Annotated in this window: 18 protein-coding genes; 8 read left to right on the forward strand and 10 right to left on the reverse strand. The window is 70.4% G+C overall.

The annotated features are described in order from the left end of the window. Positions 1–33: 33 nt before the first annotated feature. Entirely contained in the window at positions 34–366 is a 333-nt protein-coding gene (locus ACQPZX_RS01005) for an STAS domain-containing protein (RefSeq protein ID WP_433373021.1), read from the forward strand. On the opposite strand, the gene ACQPZX_RS01010 is transcribed toward ACQPZX_RS01005, so the two are convergent. The 4 genes from ACQPZX_RS01010 to ACQPZX_RS01025 all read right to left on the reverse strand — a co-directional run bounded on the left by ACQPZX_RS01010 (position 310) and on the right by ACQPZX_RS01025 (position 4,269). Further along, positions 310–1,449 (reverse strand): glycosyltransferase, encoded by a 1,140-nt coding sequence (locus ACQPZX_RS01010; protein ID WP_433373023.1) that lies wholly within the window; start codon positions 1,447–1,449, stop codon positions 310–312. The two genes, ACQPZX_RS01005 and ACQPZX_RS01010, sit on opposite strands and share 57 nt — an antisense overlap. Beyond that, complete coding sequence (locus ACQPZX_RS01015; protein WP_433373026.1) at positions 1,446–2,579, reverse strand: glycosyltransferase family 4 protein; 1,134 nt, start codon at positions 2,577–2,579, stop codon at positions 1,446–1,448. Before ACQPZX_RS01015 ends, ACQPZX_RS01010 begins: the two co-directional genes overlap by 4 nt. Before the next feature lie 81 nt (positions 2,580–2,660). After that, a complete protein-coding gene (locus ACQPZX_RS01020; protein WP_433373029.1) occupies positions 2,661–3,353 on the reverse strand; it encodes an MBL fold metallo-hydrolase in 693 nt (230 codons plus the stop codon). Between the two features lie 7 nt (positions 3,354–3,360). Further along, positions 3,361–4,269: an acyl-CoA desaturase gene (locus ACQPZX_RS01025; protein WP_433373032.1), complete on the reverse strand. Its 909-nt coding sequence runs from the start codon at positions 4,267–4,269 to the stop codon at positions 3,361–3,363. A 169-nt stretch (positions 4,270–4,438) separates the two neighbouring features. On the opposite strand from ACQPZX_RS01025, the gene ACQPZX_RS01030 reads away from it, so the two are divergent. Next, on the forward strand, positions 4,439–5,650 hold the full coding sequence (locus ACQPZX_RS01030; protein ID WP_433373035.1) for a cellulose-binding domain-containing protein: 1,212 nt from the start codon (positions 4,439–4,441) through the stop codon (positions 5,648–5,650). A gap of 62 nt (positions 5,651–5,712) precedes the next feature. On the opposite strand, the gene ACQPZX_RS01035 is transcribed toward ACQPZX_RS01030, so the two are convergent. Then, positions 5,713–6,249 carry a hypothetical protein gene (locus ACQPZX_RS01035; protein WP_433373038.1) on the reverse strand — a complete coding sequence of 179 codons (537 nt, stop codon included), beginning with the start codon at positions 6,247–6,249 and terminating at the stop codon, positions 5,713–5,715. Positions 6,250–6,334: 85 nt separating this feature from the next. After that, the gene (locus tag ACQPZX_RS01040; protein WP_433373040.1) at positions 6,335–7,075 is read right to left on the reverse strand and encodes a TetR/AcrR family transcriptional regulator C-terminal domain-containing protein; all 741 of its coding nucleotides are present in this window, start codon (positions 7,073–7,075) and stop codon (positions 6,335–6,337) included. A gap of 78 nt (positions 7,076–7,153) precedes the next feature. Between ACQPZX_RS01040 and ACQPZX_RS01045 the strand changes: the two genes are divergently transcribed. Next, positions 7,154–8,638, forward strand: a complete 1,485-nt coding sequence (locus ACQPZX_RS01045) for an FAD-dependent monooxygenase (RefSeq protein ID WP_433373043.1) — start codon at positions 7,154–7,156, stop codon at positions 8,636–8,638. A gap of 74 nt (positions 8,639–8,712) precedes the next feature. On the opposite strand, the gene ACQPZX_RS01050 is transcribed toward ACQPZX_RS01045, so the two are convergent. Beyond that, a complete protein-coding gene (locus ACQPZX_RS01050; RefSeq protein ID WP_433373046.1) occupies positions 8,713–10,263 on the reverse strand; it encodes an MFS transporter in 1,551 nt (516 codons plus the stop codon). Position 10,264: 1 nt separating this feature from the next. Beyond that, a complete protein-coding gene (locus tag ACQPZX_RS01055) occupies positions 10,265–10,858 on the reverse strand; it encodes an ArsR/SmtB family transcription factor (RefSeq protein WP_433373049.1) in 594 nt (197 codons plus the stop codon). An 83-nt stretch (positions 10,859–10,941) separates the two neighbouring features. Between ACQPZX_RS01055 and ACQPZX_RS01060 the strand changes: the two genes are divergently transcribed. From ACQPZX_RS01060 to sthA, 3 genes are all read left to right on the forward strand, one after another. Next, positions 10,942–12,603: a calcium-binding protein gene (locus tag ACQPZX_RS01060; RefSeq protein ID WP_433384898.1), complete on the forward strand. Its 1,662-nt coding sequence runs from the start codon at positions 10,942–10,944 to the stop codon at positions 12,601–12,603. 124 nt (positions 12,604–12,727) lie between these two features. Then, on the forward strand, positions 12,728–13,186 hold the full coding sequence (locus ACQPZX_RS01065; RefSeq protein WP_433373051.1) for a hypothetical protein: 459 nt from the start codon (positions 12,728–12,730) through the stop codon (positions 13,184–13,186). Positions 13,187–13,191: 5 nt separating this feature from the next. Next, positions 13,192–14,595 (forward strand): Si-specific NAD(P)(+) transhydrogenase, encoded by a 1,404-nt coding sequence (gene sthA / locus ACQPZX_RS01070; protein WP_433373054.1) that lies wholly within the window; start codon positions 13,192–13,194, stop codon positions 14,593–14,595. 1 nt (position 14,596) lies between these two features. Here the strand turns inward: sthA and ACQPZX_RS01075 are convergent, their stop codons facing one another. Next, positions 14,597–15,412: a L,D-transpeptidase family protein gene (locus ACQPZX_RS01075; protein ID WP_433373056.1), complete on the reverse strand. Its 816-nt coding sequence runs from the start codon at positions 15,410–15,412 to the stop codon at positions 14,597–14,599. A gap of 152 nt (positions 15,413–15,564) precedes the next feature. Here ACQPZX_RS01075 and ACQPZX_RS01080 point away from each other — a divergent pair, with 152 nt between their 5' ends. Further along, positions 15,565–16,215, forward strand: coding sequence for a CGNR zinc finger domain-containing protein (locus ACQPZX_RS01080; RefSeq protein WP_433373059.1), 651 nt, complete (start codon positions 15,565–15,567; stop codon positions 16,213–16,215). A gap of 8 nt (positions 16,216–16,223) precedes the next feature. Here the strand turns inward: ACQPZX_RS01080 and ACQPZX_RS01085 are convergent, their stop codons facing one another. Continuing rightward, on the reverse strand, positions 16,224–16,931 hold the full coding sequence (locus tag ACQPZX_RS01085; RefSeq protein ID WP_433373061.1) for a pentapeptide repeat-containing protein: 708 nt from the start codon (positions 16,929–16,931) through the stop codon (positions 16,224–16,226). 55 nt (positions 16,932–16,986) lie between these two features. Between ACQPZX_RS01085 and ACQPZX_RS01090 the strand changes: the two genes are divergently transcribed. Continuing rightward, positions 16,987–17,760: a zf-HC2 domain-containing protein gene (locus ACQPZX_RS01090; RefSeq protein WP_433373064.1), complete on the forward strand. Its 774-nt coding sequence runs from the start codon at positions 16,987–16,989 to the stop codon at positions 17,758–17,760. The last annotated feature ends 7 nt before the right edge of the window (positions 17,761–17,767 follow it).

Consider the following 17,767-nt stretch of genomic DNA (forward strand, 5'->3'; position numbering starts at 1 on the left):
GCTGTGCCGCCCGGGTTGACGGAAGGTGGACCGATGTCAAACTTCTCGATCGGTGTCCGGACGGACGCCGACGGGAGCCTGGTGATCCGCCCGCACGGTGCCCTGGACGCCGACTGTGCCGTCCAGTTCCGGCAGACGCTGGTGCACGCCGTCCGCAAGCTGCGCCCGCTCCGGCTGATCGTCGACCTGGCCGAGGTCGCCGCGATCGACCCGATCAACCTCGGCACGCTCGCGGCGCTCTGCGGCCTCGCCGACGATCATCAGGTCGTCGTGTTCCTGCGGAACGCGAATCCCGAGCTTGCCGGCGAGCTACGCGCGGCCGGCGTTCCACCGCAGCGGTTCGGCAGCGACCTCGTGTGCGGCTAGGAAGCCGGCGACCGACGCCGACCATGGGAACTTCTCGGCCTGCGCCCGGGCCGCGGCGCGGCGCTGGGCCTCCGGGCGGGACATGAGCTCCTGGACGGCGGCGGTGTAGGCGGGTCCCTCGCCGCCGACCGCGAGACCGGCCGAGCCGATCACCTCGGGCAGCGCGCTCTCCGAGCTCACGATCACCGGGGTGCCGCTGGCCAGCGTCTCGAGCGCGGACAGGCCGAACGTCTCGATCGGGCCGGGCGCGATCGCCACGTCCACACTGGCTTGCAGGGCGGCCACCTCGAGCGGGTCGCTGAGGTGGCCGAGGAAGCGGACCGGCAGTCCCCGGTCGGCGGCCTCCTCCTGCAGCGCGTTGCGGAGGGGCCCCGCGCCGGCGACGACTAGCACCGCCCGTACTCCCGAAGACCGCAAGCCCTCCAGGGCCGCAAGCGAACGGCGGGGTTTCTTCTCCGGCGAGAGCCGGCCGCAGTGCAGCAGGAGCACGTCGTCGGGGGAGGCCCAGCGGGCGCGCATGGCCGGGTCGTGGCGCTCCGGCGAGAAACGGTCCAGATCCACGCCGAGCGGCACGCGGGTCACATTGGGCACGCCGATGCGCTCGAACTCGTTGGCGGCCCACTGGGTGGTGCAGACGATCTTGTCGTGGTCCCGGGCGGTGCGACGGTTGAGCACGTCGCCGATCTTCTGGCCGGATGCGGGGCCGAACAGGCGCAGGAGGCCGTCGAGGCTCTCGTGCGAGACCATCATGGACGGGATTCCCTGTTTGCGGGCCCATTTGCCGAGCCAGCGCAGGGTGGTGCGGTCGGAGATCTCGATCCGGTCGGCTTTCAAGCGCTTGATCGTCTCGGTTATGTTGCGGCGGTCGAGCAGGACTCGGTACCCGCCGACGCCCGGCACAAGTGGGCCGGGGAGGGTGATCACTCGGCCTTGCTCGGTCGTCATGTCCGAAAAATCGGGACCGGGGGTGATTAGCGAGGTCTCGTGGCCGGCGGCCTGGTATCCGGCGCCCAGGTTGCGGAGTGCCGTTTTGAGCCCGCCCGATCGCGGCGCGATGAAATTGGCAACTCGGACAATTCTCACGCGGCGGCCGCCAGGACCGACTTCTCACACACGGCCCTATAGTGCCCGATCAGCTCGTCGCCAACGGCCGCCCAGCTGCGGCCCTCGATGGCGTGCCGACCGGCCGCCCCGAACATCGCCCGCTTCTCGGGCGAGGCCGCCAGGTCGAGGACGGCCGAGGTGAACCCGGCAGCCTCGAACGGCGGCACCAGATAACCGGTCCGCCCATGCTGCACGAGATCCACCGGGCCGCCCGCGTGCGGCGCCACCACCGGCAGGCCGCTGGCCATCGCCTCCTGCACCGCCTGCCCGAAGGTCTCGTAGGGTCCGGTGTGGGCGAAGATGTCGAAGCTCGCGTAGATGCGCGCCAGCTGAAGCCCTCGCCGTACGCCGAGGAATTTGGCCTTGGGCAATGCCTTGCGCAACGCCGGCCCGGCCGGGCCGTCACCCACGATGACCAGCCTTACCCCCGGCAACCGGCTCACGTCGGCGAGGAGGTCGATCTGCTTCTCCACGGCGAGCCGGCCGACGAAGCCGACCACCACCTCGCCGTCGGGCGCCAGCACGCGACGCATTCCGTCGGTGCGGCGTCCGGGGTGGAACTGCACGTCATCGACGCCTCGCCGCCACAGGTGGATGCGCTCCACGCCGTGCGCGCCGAGCGCCGCCTTCGATTCGCTGGACGGCACCAGCGTCCGGGATGCCGCGTTGTGCACGGTCCGAATCCAACGCCAGGCCGCGCCCTCGGTCATGCTCACCTTGTACGCCCGGGCATAGGCGGCCACATCGGTCTGATAGACGGCGACGGTGGGCAGCTTGAGCGACCGCGCGGCCGCCATCCCCCACGCGCCGAGGACGAAGGGGCTGGCCAGATGCACGACCTCGGCGCCGTGCGCCTTCAAGGCGCCGGTCATCGTCGGTGTGGGCAGCCCGAGGCGGATCTGTGGATAGCCCGGCATGGGTAGCGAAGCGATTCGCACAACCGGATAAGGCACGTCGACCCGGGCATCACGCACCGCCGGCGGCGGCTGCGGGGCGATCACCATCGGCTGGTGCCCGCGACGCATCAGATGCTCGGCCGCCCGCACCACCGAGTGCGCGACCCCGTTGACATCCGGCAGGAAGGACTCCGTGACCAGAGCGACTCGCATGCAGTCACGATGATTGCTGCCGATGTCCGGCACACCGCATTGTCGTTAGCCGATTTCCAAACTAAACGCAACTTTCCGGCGTTACGTGCCGTTGCTTTCGCCGAGCGTCTCCGCATACTTCCGGAAACGGTCGACGGCTCGGCCGCTGACCGCCTGGCCGTGGCCGAAGACGGCGTGGTCGAACTCGTACGAGGCCAGCTTGATCACGCTGCGGTCCAGCTCGGCCAGATCGGCCGCCGCCGCGCGCGGCGCGCTCGTGACCTCGCCCTTGTTGCCGGCCGCGGCGTCGCCCGCGAAGAGCACGCCGCCGGCCCGATCGAGCAGATAGGCGACGTGGCCGCGGGTGTGGCCCGGCGTGTGCAGCGCGTTGAAGCCCGGCAACGGCTCGGACTCGTCCGCCGTGATCAGCTGGTCGATCTTGGTGGGCTCGGCGTGCATCATCTTGCTCGCCATCCGGGCCAGCAGCTTCTTCGGCGCCGGCGGCCGGATCGCACCGGTGATCACCGGCGCGTCGGCGGCGTGGGCGAAGACCCGCGCGCCCGAGCGGGTACGCAGGTCGGCGACGTTGCCGGTGTGGTCGAAATGATGGTGGGTGAGCAGGATCGTGCGCACCTCGCCGAGCGGGCGGCGGATCTCGCTCAGCGCCTTTTCGATGCGCGAGGAGCGGCGGGGCAGACCGGTATCGATCAGCACGACGCCGTCGTCGGTGACCACCAGGTGGACGTTGACGAAACCCAGGCCGAGCTCGAAGACGCCGTCTACTACTTCTCGCACCGGGTCATTATGCCGCCCTGGTTATCTTGGCCAGCCGCTCGGCCGTCGGCCAGTGCACGTCGTGTGCCCACCCGAACCGCTCGAAGATCCAGATCACCCGGGCCGAGATGTCGATCTGGCCGGGGCGTACGCCGTGCCGGGCTTGTGTGGGGTCGGCGTGGTGCAGGTTGTGCCAGGCCTCGCCCATGCTCAGGATCGCCAGCGGCCAGAAGTTCGCCGACTTGTCGCGAGCCGCGAACGGCCGCTCCCCGATCATGTGGCAGACCGAGTTGACCGACCAGGTCACGTGGTGCAGGAACGTGATGCGGACCAGCCCGGCCCAGAAGAACGCGGTGAGCGCGCCGGCCCAGGACCAGGTGATCAGCCCGCCGAGCACGCCCGGACCGATCAGCGTGAGGACGGTCAGCGGCCCGAACAGCCGGTGCACCATCCGCATGTCCCGGTCGGCGAGCAGGTCGGGGGCGAACCGCTCCTGGTTGGTGAGGTCGCGGTCGAGGATCCAGCCGAGATGCGCGTGCCAGAAGCCGCGGGCCAGCGCGATCGGCGAGGTGCCGAACAGCCAGGGCGAATGAGGATCGCCCTCCTTGTCGGCGTACGCGTGATGCCGGCGGTGATCGGCGACCCAGTGCAGGATCGGGCCCTGGACGGCGAGGCTGCCGGCGACGGCGAGCGCGAGCCGCAGCGGGCGCTTGGCCTTGAACGAGCCGTGCGTGAAGTAGCGGTGGTAGCCGACCGTGGTGCCCAGGCAGGTCAGCACGTAGAAGCCGGCGGCCAGCGCGAGGTCGAGCCAGGTCAGGCCCCAGCCCCAGGCGAACGGGATGGCCGCGAGCAGCGCCAGGAACGGGATGGTGACGAAGAGATAGACGGTGATGTGCGCGGGCAGCGGCCGTTTGCCGGCCAGCATGCTCTTGGACATTGCGATCACCTCGCTGCGACCCTAGGGGCGCCAGGCGGCCGGTCGGCTAACCGGCGCGAGCCATCCTGTGAATCTCCGGGTACCGCATTCGTTTTCATCGATATAAGCTGTGCCCGGACCGGTGCCACGTTCCGAGGGCTGTCACTCCTTCATGCCTTAGGAGCTTTCCATGAGACGTCGCGCCGCGTGGGCACTTGCCTGCATATTCGTCGCGTTCTCGATCGTGGGTGTGCTGAAGCCGGCGTACGCGGCGGTGGGTTGCCGTGTCGCCTACACCGTGCCGAACCAATGGCAGGGCGGCTTCCAGGCCTCCGTCACGGTCACCAACCTCGGCGATCCGCTCAACGGGTGGACGCTGGGCTTCACCTTCCCGGATGCCTCGCAGAAGGTCGGTCAGGGCTGGAGCGCCACCTGGAGCCAGTCGGGCCAGTCGGTCACCGCGGTGGCCGCGAGCTGGAACGGCTCGGTCGCCAGCGGCGGGACGGTGAGCGTGGGATTTACCGGGACATTTGGTACGGCCAATCCGGTCCCTACGGTCTTTTCCGTCAACGGGGTTTCTTGTACCGGCAGTACCACGCCGTCCACGTCACCTCCTACTTCGCCCACTACTAGCGCTCCCCCCTCTGGAAATGTCTGGAATCCGCCGTCGAGCCTGGTGCAGCCGCTCGCCGCGGTCTGGTCCCATGAGGAGCAGACCTACGGCGACCTGTACGGGTTCAAGAACTACGGGTGGGACCAGCTCTTCGCCGGCGGTGGCGCGATCAACTACTGCGTTCGCTGGGACTCCACCGCGCACGTGACCGCCGCCCAGCGGGACGCGGTCGCAGCCGCGCTGCAGCGGCAGTACCAGAAGTGGATGGACCAGATGCTCGACAACGGCGTGGCCTGGAACAACTGGCCCTACAAGCAGGTGCCGGTGAAGGTCGTCGGCTGGGCGGTGCGCGATCGGGCCCAGTTGGAGTGGACCGACACGTCGGTCGACATCTACGTCAACAACATCCGGGAGAACGCGCCGCAGTGTGTCGAGTCGTGCGGCCGCTTCTTCCACCAGGACGGCAACTACTCGGGCTGCCCGGGTGGGGCGTCACATCACTACGACCACTCGTTGTGGCTCACCGCCGGCTTCGGTGGTGGCGCGGGCGGCGACTGGGGTCAGCGGATCGGTTCCGAGTACTTCATGAGCAACCTGAACGCCACCAACATCCATATTTTGCTCCATGAAATGGGGCATACCTATGGATTGGATGACTTCTATGACTGGGACCCACTGCCCGGCCAGGGCTTCATCATGAAGGCCGGCAGCGCAACCTCGATCACCGAGTTCGACAAATGGATGTTCCGGGACTTCTGGCGACACCTGAAGTCCCGGTACGGCCGCTGATCATTTGGAGCGTAACGGCCGCCGGCACCCCCTGCCGGCGGCCGTTCGCATCCCCCGGGGAATCAAGCTGGTTCGGCTGCCGTCTTGGCGTCCTGCTCGATCTCGGCCGTGTCGGCCTTCAGCTCCTTGGCCTCGAGCTTCTCCGCGCGGCGCATGGCCTGCTCGACCTTGGCGCCCATGTCCGAGGCGGCGACCACGACGAGGCCCGCCTGGCCGGCGTCGAGATACTCGCCGAGCTCCTTGAGGTCGTGCCGGCTCATCCCGGCGGCGGCGTGACCCGCCACGGCGCCGAGGATCGCCCCGCCGCCGGTGGTGGCGGCCAGCAGCCCGCCGCCGATGGCCGCGAACGGGAACAGCGCCACCACCAGGCCGGTGGCCAGCCCCACCCCGCCGCCGAGCACGCCGCCGACCCGGGTCGGTGTCTCGTGCTTGCGGACAATCTTGGTCTTGCCGCCCTCGCGCCGCTCCAGCACGGCGGCGTCGTAGGCGTCGATCAGTCCGGCTTTCCGATGCAGGTCCTTGACCAGGTCGTAGTCGGCCTCCGCGTCGGCAACGCTCGGATAAACCCCCGCATACACCATGAACGTGTCGAAAGCCATCGCTGCGCCTCCCTAGGGCGTCCGGGTGCCCAGAGCGTCTCTTGCGCGCTCCGGCCCGCACCTCATCCCCGAGAGATGAGTGACATCAGGTGGGCCGGTGGGCGCGGATGATCAGGTCGGCGGTCTCGGCGGCGATGGTGTGGAGCCGTTTGGCGGTGAGGTGCTTCGTCCCGTACGCGGAGGCCATGCGTCCCTCGGTGATCAGCAGGTAGGCGAACTGGCGTGCGGCGCGAACCGGGTCGGGCACGTCGAGGACGCCGGACTCGTCCCAGCGGCGGAGATAGGCGGCCAGCTCGTGGTCTATGAACGGCTCGGCGCCGTCGCCCCAGTGGTCGCTGAGCTCGGGGTGGTTGCCGATCTCGGCGATCGTGAGGCGGTGCAGGGCGGCCACGGTCGGTGAGAGCGCCGCGGTGAGAATGCGCTCGCCCAGGCGGGTCAGCGTCTTGGTGGGGTCGTCCGGCGCGAACGTCCAGTCGCCGTGGGGCTGGACGGCTTCCGGGTGGCCTGTATCTGGGTGGCCGGCTTCCGGGTGGCCGGCTTCCGGGTGGCCGGCTTCCGGGTGGCCGGCTTCTGGGTGGCCGGCTTCTGGGTGGCCTGCTCTTGGCCGGCCTGCGGCGCGTTGGTCGGTCGTGGTGGCTCGGGCCGCGGCGACGGCGGCCAGGAACAGCGTCTGCTTATCGCGGAAATGGCGGTAGACGGTCTGTTTGCCGACCCCGGCCACGGCCGCGATCTCGTCGACGCTCGCGGCGTAGCCGGAGTGGAGGAACGTCTCGGTGGCGGCCTCGAGGATGGCCTGCCGCTTGGCCTGGGACGGAACGCCGGTCACGGGCCAATCCTACGCCATCTCTGGACGAGACCGTCTCGTCTCGCTATGGTCGAACTCAAGACGAGACCGTCTCGTCTCATGTTGGAGCGGGGGTTCGCCATGCAGGCTGAAGTCGTCGTGGTGGGTGCCGGGCCGGTGGGGCTGCTGCTCGCGGCCGAGTTGGCGCTCGCGGGAGTGCGGCCGATGGTGCTGGAGCGCCTAGCCGGGCCGAGTGAGCTCCCCAAGGCCCGCGGGATCGGCCCGCTGGCGGCCGAGGCGCTGCGCCGCCGGGGCCTGGGCGCCGAGCTCGACCGCGAGCACGAGCACGGGCTGCGAAAGCTCGAGCAAGATCACGGCACGACCAGGTCCCACTTCGCGTGGATTCACAAGATCGACCTGGAGGCGGCCGACCCGGGCCGTCGCGGCGTGCTGATCGGTCAGCCCGCGCTCGAGGCCCTCCTGCGTCGCCACCTGCACGACCTCGGGGTCGAGGTGCTCTTCGGCCACGCCGTGACGGGGCTGGATGCCGCCGACAGCGGTGGCGTGCTGACCGTCGACACGCCGACCGGGCCGAGGCGGGTCGCGGCCGGTTATGTGGTCGGCTGCGACGGCGGGCACAGCGTCGTGCGCGGGCTTGCCGGTTTCGAGTTCCCGGGCACTCCGCCGCTGATGACCATCCGGTTCGCGCGTGCCGGGGTTACCGGTCCGCTTCCGGCGCCCGGGCGGCTCGCGGCCGGCACGCTGTTCCACGGCGACGGCATGGTCGCCACCTACGACTTCCTGGATACCGAGCCCGATCGGTCGGCGCCGCTGACCGCCGAGGAGATGCGCGCGAGCGTCCATCGGGTGGCCGGCGTCGATGTCGAGATCACCGACTTTCACGGCGGCATGCGCTTCACCGATCAGGCCCGGCAGGCCGGCACCTATCGGCGAGGGCACACGCTGCTGGCCGGCGACGCCGCGCACGTCCACTCGCCCAACGGTGGCCAGGGGCTCAATCTCGGCCTGATGGACGCCGTCAACCTGGGCTGGAAGCTCGCCGCCGCGGTCCATGGCAACGCCAGTTTGCTCGACACCTACACCGCCGAGCGGCATCCGGTCGGCGCGGCCGTCCTCGCCAACACCCGCGCCCAGTCGGCGTTGCTGGCGCCCGGGCCACACGTCGACGCGCTGCGCGACATCGTCAGCGACCTCATGGACTTGCCCGAGGTCAACAGGCACCTGAGCCGCCTGCTCTCCGGCATCACGATCCGTCACGAGATGCCTTACCCCGCCAGGCATCCCCTGACCGGCACCGCCTGCCCGCCGCTGACAGTCGACGGCGTTCCGCTGGAAGAGCTCACCACCAGCGGCCACGCGCTGTTGCTGCACCCCGATGCCAAAGGGCTCGACGATGGCCGGGTCGAGGCCGTCACGGCAACCGATCTCGGCGACGACCGCTTGTCCGCCGTGCTGCTCCGACCCGACGGCGTGATCGCCTGGGCGGCCGGTCCGGGTGAGGACGCGCCCCTGGAGGAGCTGCGGCGCGCTCTCGACAGCTGGTTCCCCGAGGCGAGCCAGTCGGCCACCCGCGCGGCGGCCTAAACGCCAGTCTCGGCGGCCGGCTGGGTGCGGCCAGGGGGCGAGGGCCGGTTGGGCGGCGGAGCCCGGATGGCCGGTCAGGTGAGGGGGCTTGGCTGGTTGGGAGGCGGAGCCGGATGGCGGGTGAGGTGCGGGGGCTTGGCTGGCTGGACGGCGGAGCCCGGATGGCTGGTGGGGTGAGGGGGCGGGGCTGGTTGGTCGGTGGAGTGATGGGCCGGGTGCGCGTTGGTGTGAGCGGCGAAGCGGGAGGTCTGGTCGGCGGTTGGAGGCCGGGTGGTGGGGAGGACGGCCAGGACCAGGAGGCCGGCGGATAGGTAGCCGACGCCCTGGAGGGCGATTACCGGGACTATGCCCGCGTGCGATGGGAGGGTGCCGGCCAGGGTTATGCCGACCAGCATGGCGGTGGCCTTGAGGGCGGTGATCGCGCCGAAGACCCGGGCGCGGTGGCTGTCTGATGTGGAGATCTGGAAGACCGTGGTGAGGCCGGCCATGGTCAAGGCGCCGGGGAGGCCTACGAGGACCATGACGGTGAGGGCGGGCCAGAGGGCGTCGTTGACAAGTGGATAGAGGAACAGGACCAGGTCCAGCAGACCGAAGACGGTTGCTCCGGCGCCCAGTAGCAGGCGCGGGGAGAAGCGGTGGCCGATCAGTGTAGCGGTCATGCCGCCGGCCAGGCCGCCCACCGCCTGGACGGCCATGATGGTGCCGTAGGCCTCGTTGCCGCCGTGCAGGACGTCGCGGACGAACGGGGCCATGAGGGTCATCATGATGGCCTCGCCCACGCCGGTGATCAGTGCGAAGGCCGCCAGCGTTCGCAGGGTGCGGTTGCCGAGGGCGATACGGGTGCCCTCTCGCCAGTCGCGCAAGAAACGCGGCGGCGTGGCGGGGGAGCTTGCCCGGGCCACCCGGTGCCTGATTGCCGTCAGTAGGGCGGCGGCTACGGCGAAGGTTGCCGCGTCGACCAGGGTGATTAGTTGGATGCCGCCGGAGGCGGCCAGCAAACCGCCCAGGGCCGCGCCTGTCAGCCTGGCCACGTCGCGGGCTTGGCCGTTCAGCGCGTTCGCCGTGACCAGATCCTTCGCCGCGGCCGAGTCCGGCTGCGCCGTGAGGGCCGGCTGCGCGGCGGGGGCCGGCTGCGCGGCGGGGGCCGGCTGCGCGGCGGGGGCCGGCTGCGCGGCGGGGGCCGGCTGCGCGGCGGGGGCCGGCTGCGCGGCGGGGGCCGGCTGCGCGAGCGGGTGCTTCTGTGCGATGAGGGTGGGCACCAGGGCGGCCTCGGCTGCGGCGAAGCAGACTGCCAGGGTGCTCTGGATGGCTGCTACGGCGTACACGATCGGGGCTCGGCCGGGGTGGGTGACCAGCAGCAGCGGCAGCAGGGTGGCTGCCAGGAGGAGGTTGCAGGCGATCATGGTGCGGCGGCGGTCCCAGCGGTCGGCCAGGACGCCGGCGAACGAGCCCAGGGTGACCTGTGGGAGCAGTGCGGCCAGGACCATCGTGGCGGAGGCCAAAGTGGAACCGGTTAGGACGTAGACCTGGTATGCCAGGCCGGTGGTGAGGATCCAGTCGCCGGTGAACGAGACGAAGTTGGCGGCCAGCAGCAGGCGGTAGTCGCGGTTGGCTAGGACCCGCATGTCAGCCGCCGGAGGCGGTGGGCGGTAGCGGGGTGGCGATCAGCGTGATGTCGACCGGGATCGCGTCTGCGGGGCGGGCCGCTGTGTCGCCCAGGGGGCGGCGGTCGACCAGGGGGGTGATGAGCTCGGTCCAGGCTCGGTGGAGCTCGGTCATCTCGTCGAGGGTCAGGTAGACCAGGCTCTGGGAGATTCCGGTCTGGTCGGCCCAGCGAGGGTCGGCGTCGGCGCGGCGTTGTTGCCAGTCGGCGAACTGGGCGCCTGTGCGCTCGATGACGAAGCGCTCCAGGGCCTCGACGGCCTCCTGCGCCTCGTCCGTCTTTTCCGGCTCGAAGCTGGTGGACGTGTGCGTGACCCGCCACGGGCGCTCGCGGTTGTCGCCGGCCTCGGCGGGCTCGACGTAGCCGTATTTTGCCAGCTGGCGCAGGTGGTGGGAGGCGAGCGCCTGGCTGACGCCGAGCTGCCGGGCCGCCTCGGCGGCGGTGACCGAGCCCTCGCGGCCGACCAGGGCGTGCAGCTTGAGGCGCAACGGATGGGCGAGTGCGCGCAGCGCCAGGGCGTCGCCGACGACCCTGCGACCCTCCGATTCCAAAGACATGCTTGGAATGCTCCGCTCGGCGACGGTCGATGTAAAGCAAGTGCTTGGAATAGGCGTCATGATCTATCATTCCGGCCGTGCAAATGCGTCCACTGTGGCTGGTGTTGCCCACCGCTCTTTCGCTCGGCCTGCTCGCGATGCCGGCGCCGGCCCAGGCCGCCGCTACGGGCGTGGCCTCGGTGTCGTCGACCACGGTCAGCTTCGGGGCGGCCGCGAGGGCGGTGAACAACATCGTCATCACCCGCAGCGGGCTGACGGTCACCATCGACGATCGGGTCGCCATCCGGGCCGGCAAGGGCTGCAAGGCGGTCAAGGGCGACAGGACCAAGGTCCGATGCACCACCGCCAAGACCGCGAAGCTGATTCAGGTGTGGCTCTCCGACTCCAACGACACGGTGGCCAACCGGACAGCGGTGCCGATGCGGGCGTTCGCGGGCGCCGGCAACGACCGGATCTACGGCGGCAGTGGGGCCGACATCCTGTACGGCGAGGCCGGCGCCGACGGCATCTGGGCCGGCAACGGCAACGACGTCGTGTACGGCGGCAGCGGCAGCGACGGCATCGACGGCGGCGCCGGCAACGACCGGATCTACGGTCAGGACGGCAACGACACGAGCTACGGCGGCAGCGGCAACGACGGCATCGACGGCGGGACGGGCATCGATCGGCTCTTCGGCCGGGACGGCAACGACGCGCTGTACGGGCAGGACGGCGACGACAGCCTCGACGGCGAGGCCGGCAACGACCGCGTCGAGGGCGGCAACGGCGCCGACACCCTGGTCGGGCACGCCGGCGACGACTACCTGAACGGCGCGGCCGGCGACGACATGATCTACGGCAGCGAGGGCAACGACGTTCTGTACGGCGGGCCGGGCACCAACCAGCTCAGCGGCAACCTCGGCAACGACCGGGTGTACGGCGGGCCGGGCCTCGACGACATCCGGGAGGACACCGCGGTCCGGCCGGGACAGGCCGACGCCGACCTGCTCAGCGGCGGCGGTAGCGCCCACGACGAGGTGACCTACGCGGGCCGCAACCTGCCGGTGACCGCCGACGCCGATGGGGTGAGCGGCGACGACGGCCAGGCGGGGGAGCGCGACACGATCGCCGCGGACATCGACGCGATCATCGGCGGCAACGCGGACGACCGGCTGTACGCCTCGGCGACCGGGACGGCGCTGGTCGGCGGGCCGGGCAACGACACGCTCGAGGGCGGCCCCGGCAACGACTACCTCGAAGGCGCGGCGGGGCGCGACCACCTCGACGGCAGGGGCGGGGACGACACGCTCAAGGGCGACGCTGCTCAGCCGTACGCGGATGTGATTTTGGGCGGAGACGGCCGTGACCTGGTCGATTACCGCGACCACAACGGCTCGGTCGTCGTCGATCTCGACGGTGAGGCCGGCGACGACGGCGCGCCGGGCGAGGGTGACACGGTCGGCGCCGACGTCGAGGATCTGATGGGCAGCTACCAGCACGCCGACCGGCTCACCGGCAACGAGCTGGACAACCGGATCGACGGGTACGGCGGCGGCGACGTGATCTACGGCCTCGGGGGCAACGACACGCTGCTCGGCGGCGGAGGCGGCGCCTTCCTCTACGGCGGCGACGGCGACGACGTGCTGTGGGGCCACGCGTGGACGGAGCAGCCGATCCACCTGGACGGCGGCGAGGGCGGGGATCAGTGCGTTCTCGGCAACGCCGATCCCGCGCCCGATGAGTGGGTGAGCTGCGAGCGCTTCTAAAGGATTAGCCGGATCGGACAAATCCGGCCCCCAGGGAAGGGTATTGGCTGGTCGGGGCGGCCCGGGACCGGTCAGTATCGGACGTGGCCGCACGGGGGCGGTCCGTCGAGAACGGAGTGGGGCGTTGGAGTACGACGCCGGACAACTCAGCGCGGGGTTCCGCGCGATGACCATGCTGGCCGGCCTGGTGCGGCGGGGCGGGCGCCCGGCCGCCGTCGCGCCGACGGTCGCGCTGCGCCCAGGGGAGAAGCAGTACGGCTGGTTTCCGGTCACCCTGAAAAACGAACGCCGGATCGCGGTGATCACCAGCCGGCGGCTGATCGTCGGCGACGAATACCTGCTTTCCGGCATCTCCGCCATGCGGCTCAGCGAATGGTCGGTGGCGCTGCGGTTCCAGGACCGGACGGTGGAGCTCAGCGGCCCCTGGGTCCCGTGGATGAGCGTGGTGATCTGCGCCGAGATCTACGGGACCGCTCTGCCGCCGGCGGCCGTCCCGGCGCCGCGCCGCGAGATCAACACGCGAACACCGCGGAAAAAGCTGATGGCGCCCATGGACTGCCGTGCACGCGGACTGCGACGCTAAGCGATGTGTATGACTACGACCTGTTGGTGCTGGGCTCCGGGCCCAGCGGTCAGAAGGCCGCGATCGCCGCGTCCAAGCTGGGCCGCCGCGTCGCCATAGTGGACCGCCGCGACATGATCGGCGGCGTCTGCATCAACACCGGCACGGTGCCGTCCAAGACCCTGCGCGAGGCGGTGCTCTACCTGACCGGCCTGAGCCAGCGCGACCTGTACGGCTCGAGCTACCGGGTCAAGGACGAGATCACCGTCTCCGACCTGGCCGCCCGCACCCAGCACGTGATCAGCCGGCAGACCGACGTCATCCGCAACCAGCTCTCCCGCAACCACGTCCAGATGATCACCGGCGTGGGGCGGTTCGCCGACGCGCACTCGATCTACGTCGACGGCGGCAGCGGCCGGGAAAACAAGGTCACCGCCGACAAGATCATCATCGCGGCCGGGACCCGGCCCGCGCGGCCGGACAGTGTGGACTTCGACGACCGTACGATCGTCGACTCGGACGGTGTGATCAACCTGCAGGCGGTCCCGCGCAGCATGGTCGTGGTCGGCGCCGGCGTCATCGGCATGGAGTACGCGTCGCTGTTCGCCGCGCTCGGCACCAAGGTCACCGTCGTCGAGCGACGGGACCAGATGCTCGACTTCTGCGACGACGAGATCATCGAGTCGCTCAAGTACCACCTGCGCGACCTGAGCGTCACCTTCCGCTTCGGCGAGGAGGTGGCGGCGGTCGAGCGGCACGCCACGGCCGCGCTCTGCGTCCTCAAGAGCGGCAAGAAGATCGTCGCCGACACGGTCATGTACTCGGCCGGCCGGCAGGGCCAGACCGACGACCTCGCGCTCGAGGCGGCCGGGCTCGCTGCCGACCGTCGCGGCCGCATCGAGGTCGACGCCAATTACCGTACGGCGGTCGACAACATCTACGCGGTCGGCGACGTGATCGGCTTCCCGGCGCTCGCGAGCACCTCGATGGAGCAGGGCCGCCTGGCCGCGCACCACGCCTGCGGCGAGCCGGTGCGCGAGATCGGCCAGCTCCAGCCGATCGGCATCTACACGATCCCCGAGATCAGCTTCGTCGGTAAGACCGAGGACGAGCTGACCGACTCGTCGACGCCGTTCGAGGTCGGCATCGCGCGCTACCGCGAGCTCGCCCGCGGCCAGATCGTCGGCGACTCGTACGGCATGCTGAAGCTGCTGGTCGCCCCCGAGGACGGCAAGCTGCTCGGCGTGCACGTCTTCGGCACCGGCGCCACCGAGATCGTGCACATCGGGCAGGCCGTGATGGGCTGCGGCGGCACGGTCGACTACCTGGTCGACGCGGTCTTCAACTATCCGACGCTGTCCGAGGCGTACAAGGTGGCGGCCCTCGACGCCTCCAACAAGATCCGCAACATCACCCGGATCGACGGGTGAATCAGGCGCTGTAGACCCAGACCTTGGTCTTCAGCGGCATCTTGCCGGTCGCCCAGATCCAGTTGATCGCCGCGTTCGACACCCGGGCGCAGCCGTGCGAGGCCGCGTACCCCGGGATGCTGGGCGACCCGTGCACCGCGATGCCGCCGTTGAAGTACTTCGGGCGGAACAGGTCGCCGAGCGGGCCGTGCCGCACGCCGTCGATCTGCCGGCCGACCTTGAAGTGGCCGGTCGGGGTGTCGGCGAGGTAGGTCTGACCCTCGTACTCGTAATGCTCGTTCGAACCGGTCGAGGTGTTGAGCGTGGCCACCACCGCGCCGTCCTTGACGAACATCAGCAGCTGCTTCTTCAAATTGATCTCGACGAGGTAGCCGGTGCCCGTCTTCGACTTGGCCTTCGGGCGTACGCCGTCGTCCAGTGCCTTCTGCGTCTTGGGCCCGACGGTGCCGTCCCGGCCGATGCCCGCCGCCTTCTGGATCGCGAGGACGGCCTGCTGGGTGGTGCCGCCGAACTTGCTGTCCGCCTTGCCGTTCCAGTACCCGAGGTCGGTGAGCCGTTGCTGCAGCGCGAGCACCTGCGGGCCCTTCGAGCCGATCTTGAGCTTCTGCGGCTTGGCCGTCGCCGTGGGAGAGGGCGTCGTGGGCGCCGGGGTTGGCGACTCGGTCACGCTGGGTGAGGGGCTGGGCTCCGTGGAGACCGAGGGGAGTACGGACGGAGCCTGCGCACCCGTATCAGGGGTGTCCTCCGAACCGCACCCGGCGGCCAGCGTGATCGTCGCTGCCAGCGCGACCGCCAGCGTCAGAGCCTTGCGCACCATTCGCTCCTCCCGTCCCACCAGAGATCATTGCCGAAAACGTCTCACTTTGACCAGTGGACGGCGAATGAGACCCATTCGCATCCCGATCGTGACCGACAGGTCCGAACGAGTGGTGGACGCGGTTACGGAAAAGAGTCAAGTACCCTTCGGCTATGTCATGGTTGGCCAGCGCCCGGCACGGCGTCCGCGAAGCCCCCGCCGGGCTCGCGCTCGTGCAGGAGCTGCTGAACACCCGGGCGACCCTGCACTACGGCTCCGACCTGCTGGTCACCGCCGACGACGCCCAGCGATGGCTGACCGAGGCGCTCACCACCTGGTCCCGGGTTTCCGGCCTGCCGGCGCCGACCCTGCTCATCTCGACGTCCGATCTGCGGTCGCTGCGCCGCCTGCGCACCACCTTCGAAAATGTGATCCTCGCCGCCGGCAAGGACGGCCTGCTCGACGGCGCGCTCCCGCCGGCCGACGTGCCGGTGAGCCTGGTGCCCGACGCCGACGGCTGGGTCCGCATGGTCCCGACCGGGCGCGGCACCCGCTGGCTGGCCTCCGCGCTCTGGGCCGAGGCTCTGCTCGCCCAGCAGGCCGGGTTGTGGCCGCGGCTCAAGCTCTGCCACAACGTCGACTGCCGGGCCGCGTTCTTCGACACCTCCCGCAACAACAGCGGCGTCTGGCACGACGTCTCCACCTGCGGAAACACGGCCAACCTGCGGGCGTTCCGGGAGCGCAAGCGGCTGATGGGCGGCAGCGGCGCCCAGCCGCACGCGGGCCGGCCCCAGCTGCCTGGGCCACCGCCGAGCCTGCGCTAGCCGGCCTGCTAGCCGGCGATCTCGGCCTGCGCCGCGTAGAGGATCTCGGCCGCGAAGTCGGCCAGCTCGTCGTCGTCCCAGTCCCGCTTGGCGAGGACCCAGCCGGCGGTCTCGCTCTTCTCCGGCCGCTGCAGCGACTGCGCGGAAAGCATCCGCCGGAACGTCTTGCCGATCTCGTCCCGGCGCACGGTCGAGAGGACGTCGGCCCGCCGCGCCACAGCCCGGAAATTGCGGGGGATGACGATGAGGCGGCCGCTTTCCGGGAAGGTGACCGACTCGAACTCCATGCCGTGGAACTCGGCGAAGCGGAAGTCGTCCGACGAGAACACCACGTCCTGCAGCACGCCGCCGCCGAGGAACTGCACGTCGGACAGCCTCCCGGTGAACCGGCAACCGACGAACGAGCACTCGCGGAACTCGACATGGTTCAGTGGCGGAAAGGTGCAGCCCTCGAACGTCGTGCGCTCCGCCGCGAGCCGGTTGGTCCGGGCCCCGGCGAGGTCGATCGACTGCCACCGGGTGTCGACGATCAGCGCGTCGCGCAGGTCGGCGCGCCGTACGCCGCACTCGACGACGGACCCGCGCTGGAAGACGGCGCCGAACAGGTAGGCGCCGTCGAGCCGGCACCGGAGGAAGTCGGTGTCGGCGATGACGGCCTCGGTCAGCGGCGCCTTCCGGAGGTCCTGGTCAACGATCTGCCCGCCCAGCTCGACCATGACCGCCGATCCAACCACAGGGAACTTTGCGGGCGCTACGCGCGACTATGGGTACATGGGTTGTGAGCGGTGGCGCGAGATGCTGTCTGCACAGCTGGACGGCGAGGACGATCCGGCCGGCCGGCCGCTGGTCGACGAGCATCTGGCAGGGTGCGCCGATTGCCGGGAGTGGCTCGACGCGGCCGCCAAGGTCAACAGATTGACGCGTACGGCGGTGGGCGTCGCCCCGGATCTCAGCGCGAGCATTCTGGCCGCCATGCCGCCGGTCATGGCGCCGAAGAAGAGGCGCTTCCCGGTGGCGGCCGCGCTCTACGTCGCGCTCGCGGGCGTGGGAGCGGTGCAGCTCATCCTCGGTCTGACCCAGGTCGGCGGGGGCTTCGCCGGCAGCCACGTGCACGCCGCCGGGCTCGACGCGACCCCGGGCCACCTGTGGCACGAGTCGGCCGCGTGGAACGTCGCGGTGGGGGCGGGGTACCTCTTCATCGCGCTGCGGCGCTCGCGGCCGTCGGGGCTGGTGCCGATGCTCACCGCGTTCGTCGGGATGCTGCTGCTGCTCTCGGTCAACGACCTGACCGGCGACCGGGTCGACTCCACCCGGCTGGTCAGCCACGGCTTCGTGATCCTCGGGTATCTGCTGGTCGTCGCGCTCTCGCGGATCCCGGGCGGCTTCGCGGCGCCGCCGGGGGCGCGCAGCGAGGGCTGGTCGGGCTGGCGGGCGCGCTTCATGGACGACGAGGACGAGCCGTCGATCCCGGCCGCGCGGCCGGGCCTGCGCCTCGTGCCCCGCGGCCCGATGACCGCGGAGCACCGCCAGGACCGCGCGGCGTAGAAGGCCG

It is taken from the genome of Actinoplanes sp. CA-142083, from assembly GCF_050942195.1.
In the GTDB taxonomy this organism is placed as follows: Bacteria; Actinomycetota; Actinomycetes; order Mycobacteriales; family Micromonosporaceae; genus Actinoplanes.